Genomic DNA, 18,605 nt, shown 5'->3' on the forward strand with positions numbered 1-18,605 from the left:
TTTGAAGAATCATTCACCTATACAAGGAGGAACGCGCCATGATGAAGCCTATTTCTGTCTGGAAGCAGGAGCTGGCGGGCGGCACCCATACCGCCCGGCTGGCCTCCCTCTACTGCTGTTCGCCGGAGCAGACCGCTGCCCACGCCGCACGCTATGCGGCAGTGCTGGACGGGCTGGAAGCTACCTTTGGTGCCCACACCGAGGCCGGACTGTACAGCGCCCCGGGCCGCACCGAGATCGGCGGCAACCACACCGACCACCAGCATGGCCGGGTGCTGGCCGGCAGCGTGAACATTGACATGATCGCTGCCGCTGCCCCCAACGGCCTGAACCAGCTGCGTGTGCAGAGCGAGGGCTATGACCTGTGTGTCATCGACCTTGGCGACCTTGCTGCCCGCAAGGAGGAAGAGAACACCACCATGGCCCTGCTGCGGGGCGAGTGCGAGGCCTTCAAGGAGCGGGGCGCTGCCCTCTCCGGCTTGGACGTGTACATCTCCTCCAATGTGCCCAAGGGCAGCGGCGTTTCGTCCTCTGCCGCCTTTGAGGTGCTGATCGGTGTCATCCTGAACGACCGCTTCATGGCCGAAAAGGTCTCCCCCATCGCCATTGCGCAGATCGGCCAGTGGGCAGAGAACGTCTACTTTGGCAAGCCCTGCGGCCTGATGGATCAGATGGCCTCCAGCGTGGGCAACATTATCACCATCGACTTTGCCGATCCTGCCCACCCCGATGTGGAGCCAGTGCAGGTGGATTTCTCTCAGGCCGGCCTTGCCCTCTGCATCCTGGATTCCGGTGCAGACCACGCCGACCTGACCGATGAATACGCCGCCATTCCCAACGAGTGCCGCGCCGTGGCCGCTGTCTGCGGCGGCGAAGTCCTGCGGGATGTGCCCTTTGAGACCTTTATTGCAAATCTGCCCGCATGCCGCAAACAGTGCGGCGACCGTGCCGTGCTCCGGGCTTTCCACGTCTACGCTGACAACCAGCGCGTTGCCCGGCAGGTAAACGCCCTGCGCGCCGGTGATTTTAAGACCTTCCTGCAACTGGTCAACGAATCCGGCACCAGCAGCTGGGAATACCTGCAGAACGTCATCCCTGCCGGGTACAAGGAGCATCAGGAAGTGGCTGTGACCATTGCCGCCGCAAAGCATTTCCTGAACGGCGCGGGCGCTGTCCGCGTTCACGGCGGCGGCTTTGCCGGCACCGTGCAGGCCTTTGTACCGCTGGAGAAGCTGGATGCCTTCAAGGCTGAGATGGAGGCCATTCTGGGTGCAGGCAAGTGCCACATCCTCTCCATCCGTCCGGAAGGAGGTGCCGTGCTGTGATCTCTACTGCCATTCAACAGCTCGTCAACTATGGGCTGGACACCGGGCTCATCCTGCCCGATGACGAGATCTACATCCGCAATCAGCTGCTGATGACCATGCAGCTGGACAGCTTTGCCGAGCCTGAGGGGGATGTCTGCTACACCGACCTCGAAAGCATCCTGAAAACGCTGGTGGACGATGCCGTGGCCCGGGGCGTGTGCGAGGACAATTCCACCGCCCGCGACCTGTTTGACACCAGGCTGATGGGTGTGCTGACCCCGCGCCCCTCTATTGTCCGCGCCAACTTTGAGGAGCGGTACGAAAGCGAGGGCCCCCAGGCCGCCACCGACTGGTTCTATGAATTCAGCCAGGATACCGATTACATCCGCCGCTACCGCATCAAGCGGGACGTGAAGTGGGTCACCAAGACCCCCTACGGCGATCTGGACATCACCATCAACCTCTCGAAGCCGGAAAAAGATCCCAAGGCCATTGCCGCCGCCAAGCTGGCCCCCCAGAGCGCCTACCCCAAGTGCCAGCTCTGCGTGGAGAACGAGGGCTATGCAGGCCGGATGAACCACCCCGCCCGCGAAAACCACCGCATCATCCCGCTGACCATCAACGGCAGCGCATGGAATCTGCAGTACAGCCCCTATGTCTACTACAACGAGCACTGCATCGTGTTCAACAGCCAGCACACCCCCATGAAGATCGAGCGGGCCACCTTCCGCAAGCTGCTGGATTTCGTGGGCCTGTTCCCCCACTATTTCGTGGGCAGCAATGCCGACCTGCCCATTGTGGGCGGCAGCATCCTGAGCCACGACCACTTCCAGGGCGGCCACTACGAGTTCGCCATGGCCAAGGCCCCCATCGAGAAGAGCTGGGTGTTCCCCGGCTTTGAGGATGTGGAAGCCGGCATCGTCCACTGGCCCATGAGCTGCATCCGCCTGACCTGTGCGGATGACGAGCGTCTGGTGGAGCTGGCAGACAAGATCCTGACCGCATGGCGCGGCTATACCGACGAGGCAAGCTTCATCTTTGCCGAGACGGACGGCGAGCCCCACAACACCATCACTCCCATTGCCCGGGTGCGGGATGGCAGATATCAGCTGGATCTGGTTCTGCGCAACAACATCACCACCCCGGAACACCCGCTGGGGGTCTACCATCCCCACGCAAAACTCCACCACATCAAAAAGGAGAACATCGGCCTGATCGAGGTCATGGGTCTGGCAGTCCTTCCCAGCCGCCTGAAGCAGGAGCTGTTCGATCTGGCAGATATGCTGGTGGCCCGGGTGCCTGCCGAGCAGTACCCCGAAGCCCTGCAGAAGCACGCCGCATGGGCACAGGAGATCCTGGCCCGCCATCCTGAGCTGAACAGCGACAGCGTCCACCTGATCCTGCAGGATGAGGTAGGCCAGGTGTTCGCGCAGGTGCTGGCAGATGCCGGTGTCTACAAGCTGGATGAAGCCGGCCGCGTCGGTTTCGTGCGGTTCCTCGAAAGTGTAAAGTAACCACCACAGGCCGGCGGTGATTCCCCACGCAAGTGAGTACGGGTTGCGGCTCCCAGCGTCTGCTTCGTGCAATTGCACTCGCATCCTGCTGGCCGCGGCCCCAACAACAGCTTCCTACATCCGCCACTGGCGGCGGTCGCTGTTGTTGCAGTCCATTTCATCGCCCGCTGGCCTGCTTCCCGGGAGGTTTTTATGCCCTATACTTTAGAAGTTTGTGTAGACAGTGTCGCAAGCGCCCTTGCGGCAAAGCGGGGCGGGGCCGACCGGCTGGAGCTGTGCGCCGACCTGATCATCGGTGGCACCACGCCCAGCCTTGCGCTGGTGCGGCAGGTCAAGGCCGAGACCGGCCTGCCGGTGCGTGCCCTGCTGCGGCCCCGGTTCGGTGATTTCTGCTACGACCGCTATGAGCTTGCCCAGATGGCCGAGACCGCCGCCGCGCTGGTGCAGGCGGGTGCGGACGGCATTGTGACCGGTGTGCTGACCCCGGAGGGGGAGCTGGACGTGGACGCACTGCGTCCCATCTACGTGGCCGCCCGGGCCGCTGCAAAGGCCGCTGGCTGTCCGGTCGTCTGCACCCTGCACCGTGCCTTTGATGTCTGCAAAGACCCCTTTGCGGCGCTGGAAGCGGCCAAAGCGCTGAACCTTGGCACCATCCTGACCAGCGGGCAGGCCGCCAGCGCCCCGGCGGGCGCTTCCCTGCTCCGTCGGCTGGTGGAGGCCGCCGGACCTGATCTTGAGATTCTGGTGGGTGCGGGCGTGACCCCGGCCAATCTTCCGGCTCTGGCAGCTGAGACAGGCGCGCACGCCTTCCACATGTCCGGCAAGCAGGTGCTGGACAGCCGGATGACCTTCCGGCGGGAAGGTGTTCCCATGGGCCTGCCCGGCTTCTCCGAGTTTGAGGTCTGGCAGACCAGCGAGGAGACCATCCGTGCCGCGCGGCGGGTCCTGAACGAATTATAATCCATAAAACGACCCCGGAAAGCTGCAGTCAAGCTTTCCGGGGTCGTTTGTTGATCATCGCTTTTTTCTGGCAGCCGGTCTCCTGTGTTTCCGGGGCAGCATGGCATACACATACCCAAAGGCTGTGCCGCACACACCGCCCACGATGTGCATGAAGTTCGCCACATTATCGCGGGCAAAGATGATATCATACACCTGCTGGCCCAGATACAGTGCCGCCACCAGCAGCATGGTCACCGGGATGCCGCCGGAGAAGCCCGACAGCGATGCCAGCATGATGAGCATGAACACGATGCCCGAAGCCCCCAGCAGGGCGGTATGGGGGAAGAGCACACACTGCAGAACCCCCGAGATGAGGGCCGTGAGCAGGATGCCCTTGAGCAGGGGGCCGCTGCCATATTTTTCTTCCATCGGCGGGCCGATGACCAGCAGCAGGAGCATATTGTTCAGGAAATGATCCCAGCTGGCATGGCCCAGCACATGGCCGAAAAGCCGGATGTAAAACAGTGGGTCTTTCAGAGAACCGCGGTAGACGCAGAACAGATGCTTTGTGGTCCAGCCGCCCGTCCACTGCCCCAGGAACAAAGCCCCCAGGGAAAGCAGAAAAAAGGTCAGGATCACCGGCGAATTGTATTGCAGCTGCAATGTTAGCTTGGGACGTTTCGTAAGCGTTTCATCCTTTCAGCGCCCGCTCTGGCACGGACGGAATTTAAGGATATTATAGCATTTATGCCAGATACGGGTCAAGCAGGGCATCCACCGTTTTGTTCCGCTTGGGAGCGGGCTTGTGCACGGCACGGCCGCGGCAGACCACCAGTTCCAGCTGGCGCAGGGCAATCAGGTCGTCCAGCGGGTTCTTCCGGATCACGATGAAATCAGCGCTCTTCCCCGCTTCGATGGAACCGGTCACATCCCCCACACCGGCCAGCCGGGCATTGCGCAGGGTGGCCGTGTGGAGGGCAAACTGGTTGCTCACGCCGCAGTATTTATGGAAGTAGCACAGCTCCCGCCAGAAATCATACTGTGTGACGTAGGGGCAGCCCACGTCATTGCCCAGACCCACCGGAATGCCGTTGGCAAGGGCCGTTCTGGCACTTTCCACCACGCCGTCAAAGACGATCCTGCCATTGTACTGGTCCTTCTCGGAAGCGCCGGAAATGGCCGGGTCAAACAGTGCATAGGGCAGCGCCGGGGAGATGGTGGTGCAGACGAAAGCACCCCGCTCCTTGTAGAGCCGGATGGTCTCCTCATCCATCTTTGCGCCATGCTCGATGGAGTCCACACCGTTTTCCAGCGCCACCTTCACCCCCTCGGGCGATTCGGTGTGGGCAGCCACGGGATACCCCAGCCTGTGGGCTTCATCGCAGACGGCCCGGACCATCTCAGGCTTCATCTTCAGCTCGCCGGGGGTGCCCTTTTGGGTGGCATCCAGCACGCCGCCCGTGATCATCAGCTTGACCAGGTCCACCCCCTGTTCACCGGCCCTGCGGAGCTGGGCCAGCGCTTCGGCATTGTTGTGGGCCGCCACCGCCACCGAGCCTGCCATGTGCCCGCCGGGCACCGAAATGCCCTCGTTGGCGGCAAGGATGCGGGGAGCCAGGATCTTCCCCTTTGCCGCGTCGTCCCGGCAGCGGGTATCGAAATCTGCCAGACCGCCCACGGTGCGGATGGTGGTCACGCCGCCCAGCAGTTCCAGCTTGGCGTAACTGCACACCAGCCGGTAAGCCACCGCCCGGGTCAGACCATTGCTCAGGATCCTGCGCACCAGTGCGGCGTTATCCCGGGGCTTTGCGCTGGGCTTGCCGTTGCCCGCCAGATGGACATGCAGGTTGATGAGGCCCGGCATCAGGTAGCCGCCCTTGAGGTCTACCTTCTCATACCCCTCACAGGGGGCGGTATCCTCCACGATGGCGGTGATCTTCTCCCCGTCCGCCAGCACCATCTTGTGCGCCACCGGCTCCATCTGTTCGGTGCCGTCCAGCAGGATGCAGTTGAAATAGGCTCGTTTCATCCGTATTCTTCCCTTTCCGTTCCGGCGCAGGCCGTTTTCTTTCAGTATATCACGTTTGCGGAAGCGATAAAAGACATCTGTCGTGTTTTTTCTTCTGCCTCCTGCATTGACATTTCCCGCCCCGGTGGGTACACTTATAAAGTATTCTTTTCTGAAAGGGGGCCCCGCCATGGCAACGGAAGCCAAACTGCGCCAGCTGGCAGACCGCGGCTGTTCGGTCTACTATTTCTATTCCAGCGAGCGGTATCTTGTCCGGCAGGCAGTGTCTGCCGCTGTCCGGATACTGAGCGCTGACACGGATGAGGAGACCACCGTGCTGGACGGTGCCGCGCCCGAGATCGAGCAGCTCATCATGGCGGCGGGCACCATTTCCTTCTTTGGCACCCGGCGCGTGGTGGTGCTGCCCGAGCTTGACCCCGCCGCCTACGGCGACAAGGATCTGGACGAGCTGTGCAGCACCCTTGCCAGCCTGGAAAATGCCGTGGTGGTGCTGGGCAGCGTGTTCGAGCTGGAGCGCAGCAAGCTCAAGACCGGCAAGCGGGCTCAAAAGCTGATCGCCGAATGCAAGAAGCTGGGCTTTGCCGAAGAGCTCTCCAAACCCAAGCCCTACGAGCTGAAGATGATGCTCATTGAGCGGGCCAAGGCGCAGGATACCACCCTGCCCGAGGGCGCTGCCGCAGCCCTGCTGGAGCGCTGCGGCGAGGATCCCTTCCTGCTGGAAAACGAGGTAGACAAGCTCTGTGCCCTTTCCGGCTACCAGACCGTTACCGCCGCCATGGTGGCCGAGATGGGCACCGTGAGCCTGGAAGCGGATGTGTTTGAGATGATCCGGATGATCACCGCCAAGAACGCCACCGGTGCCTGCAAAAAGCTGCAGACCCTGCTGCGCTTACAGCAGGAACCCATTGCCATCACCGGCGCAATGATCGGCAGCTATGTAGACCTGTACCGGGTCAAGCTGGGTGCTTCCAAACGGAAGAGCTACGCCGCCGTGTTCAAGGATTTTGGCTACAAGGGCAGCGATTACCGGCTCAAGCGCTCAGCCGAAACGGCATCGCATTACACGCTGGGCCAGCTGGAGACCTGCCTGCAGGTGCTGCTGGACCTCGATAAAAGTTTGAAGAGCCAGCCCGTGGATGTGCAGACCCTGCTGGAAGCAGCACTCTGCCGTCTGGCGCTGGCGGGGAGCGGACGATGAGCGAACGAGAACTGCTGCACACCGACCGGGTGCTGGTGGTGGAGGGCAAATACGATGCCGCCCGCCTTTCCCACCTGACCGATGCCATGATCCTGCTGACAGACGGCTTTGGCATCTACAAGGACAAAAAACGCCAGCAGCTGCTGAAAGCCCTGGCGAAAAAAAACGGCCTGATCCTCTTCACCGATTCCGATGCCGCCGGGTTCCGCATCCGCACCTACATCACCGGTCTGGTGGGGGCAGAAAACGTGGTGCAGGCCTACGTGCCCGCCATCCATGGCAAGGAAAAGCGGAAGCCCCAGCCTGGCAAGGAAGGCCTGCTGGGCGTGGAAGGCGTGGACGATGCCATCGTCCTGCAATGCCTGCGGGATGCACTGGGCGCAGAAGCCGGGGCCGCGCCTGCCCGCCCGGAGGGTCGGCAGATCACCTACACCGACCTGTACAACTGGGGGCTTTCCGGCACCCCGGGCAGTGCCGAGCGGAAATACCAGCTGCTCAATGCGCTGGGCCTGCCGCCCCGGCTCTCCAAAAAGGAGCTGGTGGAGGCGCTGAACCGGCTGTACAGCTTTGAGCAGCTGGATACCCTGCAGGCCGAAATACTCGAAGCACACTGACAGACAAAAAAGGAGACCGCACCGCGCGGTCTCCTTTTTGCGTTACAGGGCAACATCCAGCGCCATCATCAGGGCAAACCCTGCCACCACGCTGATGACCCCCGCTGGTTCGTCTGCCTCCACGGCTTCCGGGATCATCTCCTGTGCCGTCACACAGACCATGCACCCGGCGGCAAGGCTCATCAGCCAGGGCAGGGCCGCACTGACCCACCCGGCCAGTGCAAGGGCCAGCAGGCCCCCCAGCGGCTCCACAAGCCCGGAGGCAGCCCCCGCCGCAAAGGCGCGGCGCTTAGACCTGCCCTCCTGCGCCAGCGGCAGGCTGACCGCAGCTCCCTCGGGAATGTTCTGCAGCCCGATGCCCAGCGCAAGGGCCAGCGCCCCGCTGATGGCATCCGGTTCTCCCCGCAGGGCCAGCGCGGCAGCAAGGCCCACCACCATGCCCTCGGGCAGATTGTGCAGGGTGACTGCCAGCACCATCCGCCCACAGCGGCCCGGCCCGGCGTTCAACAGGCGGCCCGCCAGCGTTTCCAGCCGCAAAAGCCCTACCGCACCCAGCAGCAGACCCACGGCAGGCGGGACCCATGCAGGCAGCGCCCCCTGCTCTGCCCGCTCAATGGCCGGCAAAAGCAGGCTCCACACGCTGGCCGCCAGCATGATGCCCGCCGCCATGCCGCAAAGCATCCGCCGGGTGGCAGGCTCCCCGGTCTTCCGCAGCAGGAACACACCAGCCGCACCGGCCGTGGTGCAGAGCATCGGCAGCAGCAGCACTGCCGCCGTCAGGAAAATCTGTTCCAAATCGCACTCCCCCTTTTCCCGGTCTATGCCGGAGCGGCAGGAGGTGTGCAGAGAGCGACCCTAAACAGGATCTTCAAAACAATTTCTGCAAAATTTCCTTGATCTGCTCCAGATCCTCTACAAAATAGATCCCCTGCTGGCGTTCCGGGGAGGAGAGCCCCTTCTCGATCATCCGGGCAAGCAGGGCTTTCAGGCCATCGTAGTAGCCATTCAGGTTATAGAGGATGCAGGGCGCATCCAGATGCCTGAGCGACACCTTGGACATCACCTCGGCGATTTCCTCCAGTGTGCCGGTACCGCCGGGAAACGCAATAAACGCATCCCCCAGCGCGATCATCTTTGTTTTGCGCTCAGTCATATCCTTTGTCACGATCAGCTCCGTCAGCCCCTCGTGCTGCAGCTCTCCCTGCACAAAAAACTCCGGTTCCACGCCGGTCACTTTGCCCCCGGCGTTCAGGGTGCTTTCGGCGATCTCTCCCATCAGGCCGCAGCGGGAGCCGCCGTACACCAGCGCGTTCCCGCTCTCCCCGATCCACCTTCCCAGCTCCTGCACCGCCTGCTTCAGGGCCGGATCATTGCCCTCGTTTGCGCCCAGATATACCGTGATGTTCATTGTATTCTCCCCCAGTTTCGTTTTTGCCTTATTTTATCACGCTTTTCTCCGGCAGAAAAGAGGGCGGGCCGGTTTTCCTTGCAAATGCTGCCGGACTGTGCTATGCTGAGAGGAAAAAGGGGGATTTTCCTTATGAAAACAGCATTGACCATTGCCGGTAGCGACTCCAGCGGCGGCGCAGGCATTCAGGCAGACATCAAGACCATGACCGCCAACGGCGTGTTTGCCCTGAGCGCCATCACGGCTCTGACAGCCCAGAACACCACCGGCGTGACCGGAATCTTTGAGACCACACCCGAATTTCTGGCCCAACAGCTGGATGCGGTGTTCACCGATATCTACCCGGATGCCATCAAGATCGGCATGGTATCGTCGTCTGCGCTCATTGAGACCATTGCCAAAAAGCTGCGCCAGTACGATGCCAAGCACATCGTGGTCGATCCCGTGATGGTGGCCACCTCCGGCTCCAAGCTGCTGCAGGACAGCGCCATCCAGATCCTGACCGGGCAGCTTCTGCCCATGGCCGAGGTGGTCACTCCCAACATTCCGGAGGCCGAGATCCTGTCCGGCATGACCATCACCGATGCCGCCGGGATGGAGGCCGCTGCAAAGTGCATCAGCGAAAAATACGGCTGTGCCGTGCTCTGCAAGGGCGGCCACAAGGTGAACGATGCCGACGATCTGCTCTGGCGCAACGGCAGCGGCAAGTGGTTCCACGGCGAACGCATCGCCAACCCCAACACCCACGGCACCGGCTGCACCCTGTCCAGCGCCATTGCCTCCAATCTGGCAAAGGGCTATCCCCTGGATGCCGCCGTAGAGCGGGCCAAGGCATATATTTCAGGCTGCCTGTCCGCCATGCTCGATCTGGGCAAAGGCTCCGGCCCCATGGACCACATGTTCGCCCTGCGCGGCGAATTCGTGGAGCACTGAGCCACAAAAAAAAGGGCGATGATCTCTCATACGCCCCAGAACAGGATTCCCAGTCCCGCCGCCAGCAGGATCATTCCAATGGGCGACGGGGCTTTTTGCGTCCGCTTCTTCCAGACAAAATGCACCATCCATAAAACAGCAAACACAAGGATCGATCTCGCATCCGGTGCAAATCCATCCGCCAGTGTCTTGATGCCGCCCAGTGTGGAGAGCATCATGTTCAGCGCGGTCGCCAGGATCATGGCCACCACACAGGGCCGCACACCGGAAAGAAAGGCCTCCACGCCCGCATACTTCATCAGGTTTTTCAGCACCGCTGCGATCAGCAGGATGATGAAGAACGAGGGCAGCACCACCCCCAGCGTAGCGATCAGCGCTCCCGGAAAGCCGCCCTGCGATGAACCGATAAAGGTTGCCATATTGATTGCCAGCGGGCCCGGAGTGGACTCCGAAACGGCGACAAAACTCAGGAATTCTGCTTCGGTCAGCCAGCCATGACGCAGCACGGTCTCCCGCACCAGCGAGATCATCCCGTAGCCGCCGCCAAAGGAGAGCGCTCCGATCATCAGAAAATTGAGGAACAGCTGGAGGTAGATCATGCTTTCTCCTCCTTCCGCAGCTTTCTTAACAGGTAGAGCAGCACCCCTGCCGCCCCGCAGAGCAGGATGTAGTAGAGGGACGAGAAGGACACCGCAGCCAACGAGCAGCCCACCATGGCCGCCACGACACCGGCAACGATGATCCTGTTGAAGGCCGTGCCGGACAGGCTTTTCAGCATCTTCATCCCCGCCGAAAGGATCAGATAGATGACGCAGACCTGAATGCCCCGGAACGCGCTTGCCACTGCCGACAGCTGCAAGAACCGGTCAAACACCAGTGAGATCAGGTAGATGACCACAAACGAGGGCAGGCAGACCGCCAGCGTGGATGCCGCAGCCCCTTCTGCCCCTTCGATCTTATAGCCCACATAGGTGGCGCTGTTCACCGCCACAGGGCCCGGCGTGGACTCCGCAATGGCGACCATATCGAGAAATTCCTCCCGGCTCAACCACTGCTTGTCTTCCACAAATTCCCGTTCCAGCAGGGCCACCATTGCGTAGCCGCCGCCAAACGTGAACGCACCGATCTTCAAAAAAGTCCAGAACAGATCTCTTGTTTTTTTCATACACTTCACCTCGCTGCCTGCCTATTATAGCATAAAGTGTCCCATCAGGAAACCCATTCATAAGGCCTGCGATCATCCTATCTCTTCCGGCACAAATGAGTCCTTCTCACAAACAAGGTAGATGTCCTTCTTCATTTTCTTCTCAAAGTATCGTTTCAATCTCATATTAGAATCCCACTTGTCTTGCGGATAAAAGCCATACCGTTTCTTTACGTCGTTCATTCTATCTTCTATATCCAGAACCCCTTCCGCTCCCGCCAGACTATCACACAATTGAATCAGCCGGTCATAATCATCGTATACTGTCCTGGCCAATTCAGTCTTAATCATTTTCATTTCTTCCTCTGAAACATCAAATTTTCCAATGTATTCATTTATCGTGTGATTGTTAAAAGAATGCGTCAAACAGATTTTTGCCGCCTCATCATATCCAAGCGACATCATAAATCTGTACCCATCGGAAACATGGCCAAGATGTCTTACGCCAAATTTTCTTCCTATATCATGCAGCAAGCCTAAAACATAGGCCTTCTCCGCATCCATATCTCCACATGCCGCTGCTATTTTTTCTGCACAATGTGCTGCTGTTAAACTATGTTTTCCCCAAGGCCCCGGATTATTTGATAGACCATCCCGAATCAACGCCATTGCTTCTTCTCTTGTCGGCAGCATAACCTATCCCTTCTTTCCCTTTCCTTATGCATTGATAAAAACAAATGCCGAAAACCCGCATGAATACAGGCTTTCGGCATTTTGATCCATTACTCGAGCTCGGTAAGTCCAGATTGCAACTAAACAAATTTGTTTAGTAAATTTATCCTTGGATGTTCACTTTTCCATGAGATTGCCGTGGTAGATGTGGCTTGCTGATTTTTTAGTATCAGAATAGTATCACACAACCAGCGGGATCTCTGTGAATATTATAGCAGATATTTTTCCTAATATCAAATATTATTTACTATCATCCTCTGCCATTGAACTTCCGCCAATCCCAAAGAATTTATCGAAGAAGCTCTTCAACTTATCGATTACACCCTGCTTCTTCTGCGCACGGCCACCGCCGCCAAAGCGGGAAACAGGAGGCATCAGCTTATCAATGTCAGTGCCCACGGTCTTGATCTCACCGTCACGGAACGCATTGGCCAGATACTTGCGCGTCTCCGGCTCCTTTAGCTTTTCCTCTTGGATGATCTTTGCAAGCTCTTTCTCCCGCTGTTCGGACACAAAGGTGTTCCACTCTGCCATCACGTCATCCACATCGTTGACACCTGCAATAAAGGTTTCAATCAGTTGCTTTTTGCTGCGCAGTTCCGGGCTGGCATCAATCGCCTTGCGAATCGTGATGAGCACCTCTTTGTCATCGCAATGGGTGTCATGGTACTTTTTGACCAGCATCAGAATGTAGTCAATGTTAATTTCGACCTGCCGAATCAGCTCCACCTCGAACACCACATCATCCGTGATGTCCTCTTTGGTTTCATCGTGCTTCTTGTTGCGCCATTCATCCCGCAAATCCTGATAGCGGCCCAAATAGTCCTGTAAATCTCGTTCAGAGATCATCTCGTTGCCTTTGAAATCATCAAAGGAGGACAGCAGGTTCCGCATCCGCAGCAGTGCACCAAACAGCACGATAAAGTCCTTCTGGTTCTGCTCTCCGACGATCTGCGGCTCTGTCAGCGGGAACTTCTGCGTTAGGTCATCGATCATGTCTGTATAACCCTGATGGTATTTTCCCTGCTCGTCCATATAACCGTGGTAGTAGTCCGCATATTTGCGCAACAGAACGATGCCGCCCGCATTTTTATCTCCAAACAGCGAAATTGCCGCATCCACCCGCTTTTGCAGATTGCGGAAGCAGACGATATTGCCAAAGGTCTTGATGCTGTTCAAGATACGGTTCGTCCGGCTGAACGCCTGAATCAGACCGTGCATCTTCAGGTTTTTGTCCACCCAAAGGGTGTTCAGGGTCGTGGCATCGAAGCCCGTCAGGAACATATTGACCACGATCAGCAGGTCAAGTTCCTTGTTCTTCATGCGGAGCGATACATCTTTATAGTAATTCTGGAACCGTTCGCCATCGGTCGAGTAGTTCGTGTGGAACATCTCGTTGTAGTCCTGAATGGCGGCATCCAGAAAATCCCGGCTGCTCTGGTCGAGGTTGGAGGTATCTTCCGGGTTTTCCTCGTCCAGAATGCCATCCGTTTCCGCTTCATTGGCTCCATAGCTGTAAATGGTAGCAATGCGCAGCCGCTTGGTTGGATCTGCCGCCATCTGCTTTTTAAACTCCTGATAATACAGCTTTGCCATCGACACAGATGCCACGCAGAAAATCGAATTAAAACCGCTGACGCGCTGTTTTTGCTTGATTTCATCCACCGCACCACGCTGGGCAGAGGCCACCTCTGCCACATTCGTCAGCAGATTAAACTCATACGATTTGTCTCCCCGATAGGTTTTCTGGTCGAAGTGGTCAAGGATGTACTTTGTCACCAGAGAAATACGCTTGGGTGCCATGAACGCCTTTTCCCGGTCGATATCCCAAACCTGTTTATCGTCCATGTCTGGCTCTGCATCCATCGTCTTGATGTAGTCCACACGGAACGGCAGCACATTCTTGTCGTTGATGGCATCAACGATGGTGTAGGTATGCAGCGGTAGAACCTTTTCGCCTTTTTCATTTGGTTCACCGCCAAACAACTGAGGCGTTGTCCTCATACCGGGTTTTCCGCTCGTACCTGCATTTGCTGCGTAAATCGGTGTTCCGGTAAAACCGAACAGGTAGTACTTTTTGAAGTTGTGAACGATAGCACCGTGCATATCACCGAACTGGCTGCGATGGCACTCGTCAAAGATGATCACAACGTGCTTCTGGTAGACCTCATGCCCCGGATTTTTCTTGATGAAGGTCGCCAACTTCTGGATCGTGGTAATGATGATATGTGCTTCCGGGCTTTCCAACTGGCGTTTCAGAATCGTTGTACTGGTGTTGGAGTTTGCTGCGCCCTTCTCAAAGCGGTCATACTCCTTCATGGTCTGGTAGTCCAAGTCCTTTCGGTCTACCACAAACAGCACCTTGTCGATGTAGGGCAGCTGCGATGCCAACCGTGCTGTCTTGAAGGAAGTCAGCGTCTTGCCGGAGCCAGTGGTGTGCCAGATGTAGCCACCGCCCTCAATGCTGCCATACTTTTTGTAGTTGTTGGCGATCTCGATGCGGTTCAATATCCTCTCGGTTGCCGTGATCTGATATGGGCGCATCACCATCAGCATCTTTTCTGAGGTAAAGATGCAGTACCGGGTCAGCACGCTCAGGATCGTGTGCTTTGCAAAGAATGTCCGGGTAAAGTCGATCAGATCCGTTAGCACGCGGTTGTTTGCATCGGCCCAGTAGGAGGTAAATTCAAAGCTATTGCTGGTCTTTTCCTTTTTCGTCTTGCCGTGTTTGGCATCCTTGATGGCATTGTAGCGGGTGCTGTTGGAGTAGTACTTGGTATTTGTGCCGTTGGAGATCACAAAAATCTGCACATACTCATACAAGCCGCAGCCCGCCCAGAACGAATCCCGCTGATAGCGGTTGATCTGGTTGAACGCCTCCCGGATGGCCACCCCGCGCCGCTTCAGTTCCACATGAACCAGTGGAAAGCCGTTGACCAGAATCGTCACATCATAGCGGTTATCATGCCGTGCGCCGTCTGCTTGTTTTACCTCATACTGGTTGATGACCTGCAGGCGGTTGTTATGGATGTTCTTTTTGTCGATCAGTGTGATATTTTTGGAACTGCCATCATCCCGGTGCAGCACCTGCACATTGTCTTCCTGAATCTTCCGGGTCTTTTCGGGAATGTGCTCGTTGGGGTTGGCAATTACATCACTGAAAAACTGCTGCCACTCCGTATCGGAAAAGTGGTAGTGGTTCAGCTCTTCCAGTTGACTGCGGAGGTTAGCAGTCAGTTCATCCTCGGTATGCAGCGGCAGATAGGTATAGCCCTGCTCACACAACAGCCGGATAAACTCTTTTTCCAGTTCCGCCTCGCTTTGGTAGCTGTCAGAGCGCACCTTGGAGGGTTCATAGGTGGCAACAACGGTATCTTCACTCGTGCTTGCGACAACGTTGAACGAAATCATATATTGCGCTCTCCTTATCCAAATTACTTCCCAAGTCTGTTCTCATTGCATCTACTATTTTCTGAATATACTCTCTCATTAAGGGCATACGTTTCTTTTGCTCTTTCTCATAGCAATCTATCTTATATCTATATTCGCTATAATCCTCATCTGTGGGATAGTATATTTGATATATTGTGCCATCTTCATCTTCTTCGTACATATCGTCTGCCCGATCTGGATCATTGTCGTCTTTGAACTTTTTGTATTCATTTACAGATGTACGCAGCACCTCATAATACTTTTTATACTCTTCTGTCGTTTTTTCAGAAGCGAGCAACTTCATTCTTGACTTGTATGATGCTATCTTTTCAAAGTATTCTTTGTCGAATATCTTTTTCCAATCTTTTAATAGTAACTCTACCTGTTCAAAAACTTCAAGGTAAAGCTCCAATCTTTTTTGATGTATTATTTTTCGCATTTCATTATCTCGCGTAATTTTAGAAGTCAGAAATGCTGTCAGAATGGATGCCGTCAATGTTAAAATCGCACTCAATATAACTTGCTCCGTTGTCACCTCATCATCCTCTTTCTTTGAACGTCAGCAGTTTATCTCTGTAATACTCATACTGCCTTTGTCTTGCTTCAATCTCTGCGGGCAGGCCGCTGGTCAAATCATTGCAGATGGCATCAAAGCGGTCAAGAATAGAAACAACGCGCTTCTGTTCCTCAATGGGCGGCACTGGCAGATTTATCTCTCCCAGTCGTTCACCACTCACATGGGGAACACCTGCACCACGCTTCATTCCATTCAACTCTGCTTCCTTGTTTTTTAGTACGTAGTACAGATATCTCGGTGCAACAACTTCTTTCTTCGCTTCATATCCAAAGCCATCTGTAATAAAAATCGGTTCATTCCAGTAAGAAACAAATCCAGCAGATGCACCGCTCCGAGCCACTGCGACAATTTCGCCGATGTGGTTAGCACGGTCAATATAATATGCTGGTTCCTGTCCGCCCAAAATCACGGGAATATTACCATCGTTTTCGTTTTTCTTGGTAATGTACTCACCTCGAAAAACATTTGCAACCTCACTCAGCGGCAACATGGCATAACCAAACACATACTGTAGGAGCTTAATCAGTGCTCTGCTCTGCTCTGCTCTGCTCTGCTCTGCTCTGCTCTGCTCTGCTCTGCTCTGCTCTGCTCTGCTCTGCTCTGCTCTGCTCTGCTCTGCTCAAAATTGTGTTGCCGGTTTCTGCAAATGTCAAGAGCTTATCTCGGTAATACTCGTACTGCTTCTGCCGGGCTTCAATTTCTGCAGGCAAGCCAATATTGAGGTCAGAACAGATTTTTTCAAAGTTGTCCAGCACTTCGACTAAACGTTGCTGTACTTCTAATGTTGGAATAGGAATTTTAATTGCTTTTAATTCTTCAACCGAAGGAATATTCTTTATTGCACCGCCTCTTGCCACACTATTCAATATTTTTGATATTGTGTTATCAAAAAAGTATTGCAAGTAAAAAACATTGATTCTATTTGTAGGGGTTAATTTTAATAACGCTTGATTTATCACGCCTTCCGGCGCATTTTCAGGAATCACAAATGTTTTCCCAATCGTTCCAGAACAGCTAACAATCATCTCCCCCGGATGAACTGCAAATCTCTTTAATTCCTCGTATTTTTGCTTATCAATATAATACCTAAACTCCAGCTTGCGATATATAGCATGTTGCTGTTCATAAACCGCATAACCTGTTGGTTTAAATATTTCCTTTTTCAATGCTCCGCCAAAGGGGCCTCGCACAAATCTGCAAATATTGCCAAGTGTTTCCACAACCACATCATCCTTAGGAGTCAACAGTTTATCCCTATAATAGCCATATTGCGTATTCCTCGCCGTAATCTCTGTCATAAGATTTTGGGTCAACTCGTCTATTTTTTCCGTGTAACTATCTAAAATACGTACTATTTCTTCTTGAACCTCAATAGGCGGTACTGGCACCACGTATGCCTTAATCATTTTTAGATTCAAGCCTCCACGTGTGCCGTCTCCCGACGATATTTCTCGTATTCTTGCATACTGTGATCGCAGGTAATGAAACAAATATTTGCTTATAACTGTTTCATCAACTACAATCGCGCATAATGACTGATTGGTACACAATGGGATTCTTGTTATCGCTACTTTTCCTCTTGTTTTTCCTTGTCCTGCTAGCGCTATAACAACCGTTCCAACTGGCACCATTTTTGTGCTCGTTTCGTCATAGCCTTTTGGGGTTATTTTCTTTTCGGTAAACGTAACTTCTTCTTGATTTACCTCGCCAGAACTCATCCACGGAATTGTTCCATTTTCCCAGTATTCAGGGTGTGTTGTTTTTGGCGTAGCCCCCGGAAAGCACATTGCAAAATCGCCAATTCTTTTGTATTCCACACCATTCGGGCAAAGTTCTCGAAGCAGTTTATCCAGTTTACTCATTTTTCATTTCCCACCTAATACAGCTCATCGTTTGCTTTTTTTGTACAATCATCGGATAAATCATATAATTCCAAGGCATTAGTTTAAGCAAATATGGAATGTTATCTGTTCTAATGATTTCAAACTCATCGTTATACACATAAATCACATATTTGATTTTATCCTTGAATTGATAAATATAATTCAGAATTTTCTTATCTCTGCTAAGGCGATAGTTTTTGAAATTTTCTTGTCTACGCATATCGCCTTGCGACATACCATTGATCCAGTCTGTATACACGCATTCTGCCATTCCTAGTGCGCTTTCATCATACTCGATCATGAAAACTCCTATTTCTTTAGCTCCATTATATTTTTCAAGGCTTTGAAGATGTTTTTTCCAGCTATTTTGAAAAGATTTCTCCAAATCTTCATAACTATGTGCACCATATTCAAAAATCCAGCTTGTTGAGCGTAGCGTATTACACTCCATTTCATGCTCCCACTGCTTTCTTACCTCTTCTTGCTCTTTTTGAACTGCACTTTGAAAGGCTTGTTCGTCTTTCTTGTGTTCCGCTCCTTTTCGAGTAGTTTTAGATGATGTAATCTGAAAATGTTCTATAAATCCTTTTCGGAATATAAAATCAGGGAACTCACTAAGGCGTTCATTCGGTTTAGCTGTTCTCAGGATGCTCGCAATTTCAAACCTATCATCTTCTAATAATCCAAAACAGCTTTTATAGCATTCGTGATTTACAAGCCACTGCCAAAGCCCATTATTAAATTCATCATCAGTTACATTTAGAATTGTACGGTGTCCAAAAGGTTCCTCACAGGGCACATCATCACGCCAAAAGAATCCCCGCTTCACCAAATCCAAACAGTTTTGTTCTTTTATTCCTCTTTGGGTTGTCTGCCCCATAAGTATCTCCTT

At 54.6% G+C, this 18,605-nt stretch carries 18 protein-coding genes; 6 read left to right on the forward strand and 12 right to left on the reverse strand.

Translation table 11 applies throughout. The annotated features are described in order from the left end of the window. The first annotated feature begins 38 nt into the window (after nucleotides 1-38). The 3 genes from MTP40_RS09170 to MTP40_RS09180 all read left to right on the forward strand — a co-directional run bounded on the left by MTP40_RS09170 (nucleotide 39) and on the right by MTP40_RS09180 (nucleotide 3,781). On the forward strand, nucleotides 39-1,325 hold the full coding sequence (locus MTP40_RS09170; RefSeq protein ID WP_207684931.1) for a galactokinase: 1,287 nt from the start codon (nucleotides 39-41) through the stop codon (nucleotides 1,323-1,325). Next, nucleotides 1,322-2,821, forward strand: a complete 1,500-nt coding sequence (gene galT, locus MTP40_RS09175; protein ID WP_249259214.1) for a UDP-glucose--hexose-1-phosphate uridylyltransferase — start codon at nucleotides 1,322-1,324, stop codon at nucleotides 2,819-2,821. The genes MTP40_RS09170 and galT overlap by 4 nt, the downstream gene beginning before the upstream one ends. Nucleotides 2,822-3,013: 192 nt before the next feature. Continuing rightward, nucleotides 3,014-3,781 (forward strand): copper homeostasis protein CutC, encoded by a 768-nt coding sequence (locus tag MTP40_RS09180; protein ID WP_249259215.1) that lies wholly within the window; start codon nucleotides 3,014-3,016, stop codon nucleotides 3,779-3,781. Between the two features lie 54 nt (nucleotides 3,782-3,835). On the opposite strand, the gene MTP40_RS09185 is transcribed toward MTP40_RS09180, so the two are convergent. Then, nucleotides 3,836-4,426 (reverse strand): rhomboid family intramembrane serine protease, encoded by a 591-nt coding sequence (locus MTP40_RS09185; protein WP_249259216.1) that lies wholly within the window; start codon nucleotides 4,424-4,426, stop codon nucleotides 3,836-3,838. A gap of 82 nt (nucleotides 4,427-4,508) precedes the next feature. Beyond that, entirely contained in the window at nucleotides 4,509-5,792 is a 1,284-nt protein-coding gene (locus tag MTP40_RS09190; protein WP_249259217.1) for an amidohydrolase family protein, read from the reverse strand. A 169-nt stretch (nucleotides 5,793-5,961) separates the two neighbouring features. On the opposite strand from MTP40_RS09190, the gene holA reads away from it, so the two are divergent. After that, nucleotides 5,962-6,990, forward strand: a complete 1,029-nt coding sequence (holA, locus tag MTP40_RS09195) for a DNA polymerase III subunit delta (protein ID WP_249259218.1) — start codon at nucleotides 5,962-5,964, stop codon at nucleotides 6,988-6,990. After that, on the forward strand, nucleotides 6,987-7,604 hold the full coding sequence (locus MTP40_RS09200) for a toprim domain-containing protein (protein ID WP_154277276.1): 618 nt from the start codon (nucleotides 6,987-6,989) through the stop codon (nucleotides 7,602-7,604). The genes holA and MTP40_RS09200 overlap by 4 nt, the downstream gene beginning before the upstream one ends. Before the next feature lie 42 nt (nucleotides 7,605-7,646). On the opposite strand, the gene MTP40_RS09205 is transcribed toward MTP40_RS09200, so the two are convergent. Both MTP40_RS09205 and MTP40_RS09210 read right to left on the reverse strand, forming a co-directional pair. Next, complete coding sequence (locus MTP40_RS09205; RefSeq protein WP_249259219.1) at nucleotides 7,647-8,399, reverse strand: ZIP family metal transporter; 753 nt, start codon at nucleotides 8,397-8,399, stop codon at nucleotides 7,647-7,649. 73 nt (nucleotides 8,400-8,472) lie between these two features. Continuing rightward, the gene (locus MTP40_RS09210; protein WP_117476895.1) at nucleotides 8,473-9,012 is read right to left on the reverse strand and encodes a TIGR00730 family Rossman fold protein; all 540 of its coding nucleotides are present in this window, start codon (nucleotides 9,010-9,012) and stop codon (nucleotides 8,473-8,475) included. 132 nt (nucleotides 9,013-9,144) lie between these two features. Here MTP40_RS09210 and thiD point away from each other — a divergent pair, with 132 nt between their 5' ends. After that, nucleotides 9,145-9,945 carry a bifunctional hydroxymethylpyrimidine kinase/phosphomethylpyrimidine kinase gene (gene thiD, locus MTP40_RS09215; RefSeq protein WP_117476894.1) on the forward strand — a complete coding sequence of 267 codons (801 nt, stop codon included), beginning with the start codon at nucleotides 9,145-9,147 and terminating at the stop codon, nucleotides 9,943-9,945. 26 nt (nucleotides 9,946-9,971) lie between these two features. Here thiD and MTP40_RS09220 read toward each other — a convergent pair whose 3' ends face one another. The 8 genes from MTP40_RS09220 to MTP40_RS09255 form a co-directional block, all read right to left on the reverse strand. Beyond that, entirely contained in the window at nucleotides 9,972-10,544 is a 573-nt protein-coding gene (locus tag MTP40_RS09220) for a chromate transporter (protein WP_249259220.1), read from the reverse strand. Continuing rightward, nucleotides 10,541-11,110 carry a chromate transporter gene (locus MTP40_RS09225; protein ID WP_186851434.1) on the reverse strand — a complete coding sequence of 190 codons (570 nt, stop codon included), beginning with the start codon at nucleotides 11,108-11,110 and terminating at the stop codon, nucleotides 10,541-10,543. Before MTP40_RS09225 ends, MTP40_RS09220 begins: the two co-directional genes overlap by 4 nt. A 72-nt stretch (nucleotides 11,111-11,182) precedes the next feature. Continuing rightward, complete coding sequence (locus MTP40_RS09230) at nucleotides 11,183-11,782, reverse strand: HD domain-containing protein (RefSeq protein ID WP_249259221.1); 600 nt, start codon at nucleotides 11,780-11,782, stop codon at nucleotides 11,183-11,185. Between the two features lie 279 nt (nucleotides 11,783-12,061). Beyond that, nucleotides 12,062-15,232, reverse strand: a complete 3,171-nt coding sequence (locus MTP40_RS09235; protein WP_249259222.1) for a type I restriction endonuclease subunit R — start codon at nucleotides 15,230-15,232, stop codon at nucleotides 12,062-12,064. Further along, entirely contained in the window at nucleotides 15,198-15,788 is a 591-nt protein-coding gene (locus MTP40_RS09240) for a hypothetical protein (protein WP_249259223.1), read from the reverse strand. The genes MTP40_RS09235 and MTP40_RS09240 overlap by 35 nt, the downstream gene beginning before the upstream one ends. 4 nt (nucleotides 15,789-15,792) lie before the next feature. Beyond that, nucleotides 15,793-16,320 carry a restriction endonuclease subunit S gene (locus MTP40_RS09245; protein ID WP_249259224.1) on the reverse strand — a complete coding sequence of 176 codons (528 nt, stop codon included), beginning with the start codon at nucleotides 16,318-16,320 and terminating at the stop codon, nucleotides 15,793-15,795. A gap of 28 nt (nucleotides 16,321-16,348) precedes the next feature. After that, nucleotides 16,349-17,692, reverse strand: a complete 1,344-nt coding sequence (locus MTP40_RS09250; protein WP_249259225.1) for a restriction endonuclease subunit S — start codon at nucleotides 17,690-17,692, stop codon at nucleotides 16,349-16,351. After that, entirely contained in the window at nucleotides 17,685-18,593 is a 909-nt protein-coding gene (locus MTP40_RS09255) for a hypothetical protein (protein WP_249259226.1), read from the reverse strand. The genes MTP40_RS09250 and MTP40_RS09255 overlap by 8 nt, the downstream gene beginning before the upstream one ends. Nucleotides 18,594-18,605: the final 12 nt, after the last annotated feature.

Source organism: Faecalibacterium sp. IP-3-29 (genome assembly GCF_023347335.1).
In the GTDB taxonomy this organism is placed as follows: Bacteria; Bacillota; Clostridia; order Oscillospirales; family Ruminococcaceae; genus Faecalibacterium; species Faecalibacterium duncaniae.

Coding starts and splice junctions, on each gene's coding strand:
- MTP40_RS09245 (WP_249259224.1), bottom strand. CDS start 16,320: ATGTTGCCGCTGAGTGAGGTTGCAAATGTTTTTCGAGGTGAGTACATT.
- MTP40_RS09255 (WP_249259226.1), bottom strand. CDS start 18,593: ATGGGGCAGACAACCCAAAGAGGAATAAAAGAACAAAACTGTTTGGAT.
- MTP40_RS09170 (WP_207684931.1), top strand. CDS start 39: ATGATGAAGCCTATTTCTGTCTGGAAGCAGGAGCTGGCGGGCGGCACC.
- MTP40_RS09225 (WP_186851434.1), bottom strand. CDS start 11,110: ATGAAAAAAACAAGAGATCTGTTCTGGACTTTTTTGAAGATCGGTGCG.
- MTP40_RS09230 (WP_249259221.1), bottom strand. CDS start 11,782: ATGCTGCCGACAAGAGAAGAAGCAATGGCGTTGATTCGGGATGGTCTA.
- MTP40_RS09235 (WP_249259222.1), bottom strand. CDS start 15,232: ATGATTTCGTTCAACGTTGTCGCAAGCACGAGTGAAGATACCGTTGTT.
- MTP40_RS09190 (WP_249259217.1), bottom strand. CDS start 5,792: ATGAAACGAGCCTATTTCAACTGCATCCTGCTGGACGGCACCGAACAG.
- thiD (WP_117476894.1), top strand. CDS start 9,145: ATGAAAACAGCATTGACCATTGCCGGTAGCGACTCCAGCGGCGGCGCA.
- MTP40_RS09200 (WP_154277276.1), top strand. CDS start 6,987: ATGAGCGAACGAGAACTGCTGCACACCGACCGGGTGCTGGTGGTGGAG.
- MTP40_RS09210 (WP_117476895.1), bottom strand. CDS start 9,012: ATGAACATCACGGTATATCTGGGCGCAAACGAGGGCAATGATCCGGCC.
- MTP40_RS09250 (WP_249259225.1), bottom strand. CDS start 17,692: ATGAGTAAACTGGATAAACTGCTTCGAGAACTTTGCCCGAATGGTGTG.
- MTP40_RS09220 (WP_249259220.1), bottom strand. CDS start 10,544: ATGATCTACCTCCAGCTGTTCCTCAATTTTCTGATGATCGGAGCGCTC.
- MTP40_RS09180 (WP_249259215.1), top strand. CDS start 3,014: ATGCCCTATACTTTAGAAGTTTGTGTAGACAGTGTCGCAAGCGCCCTT.
- holA (WP_249259218.1), top strand. CDS start 5,962: ATGGCAACGGAAGCCAAACTGCGCCAGCTGGCAGACCGCGGCTGTTCG.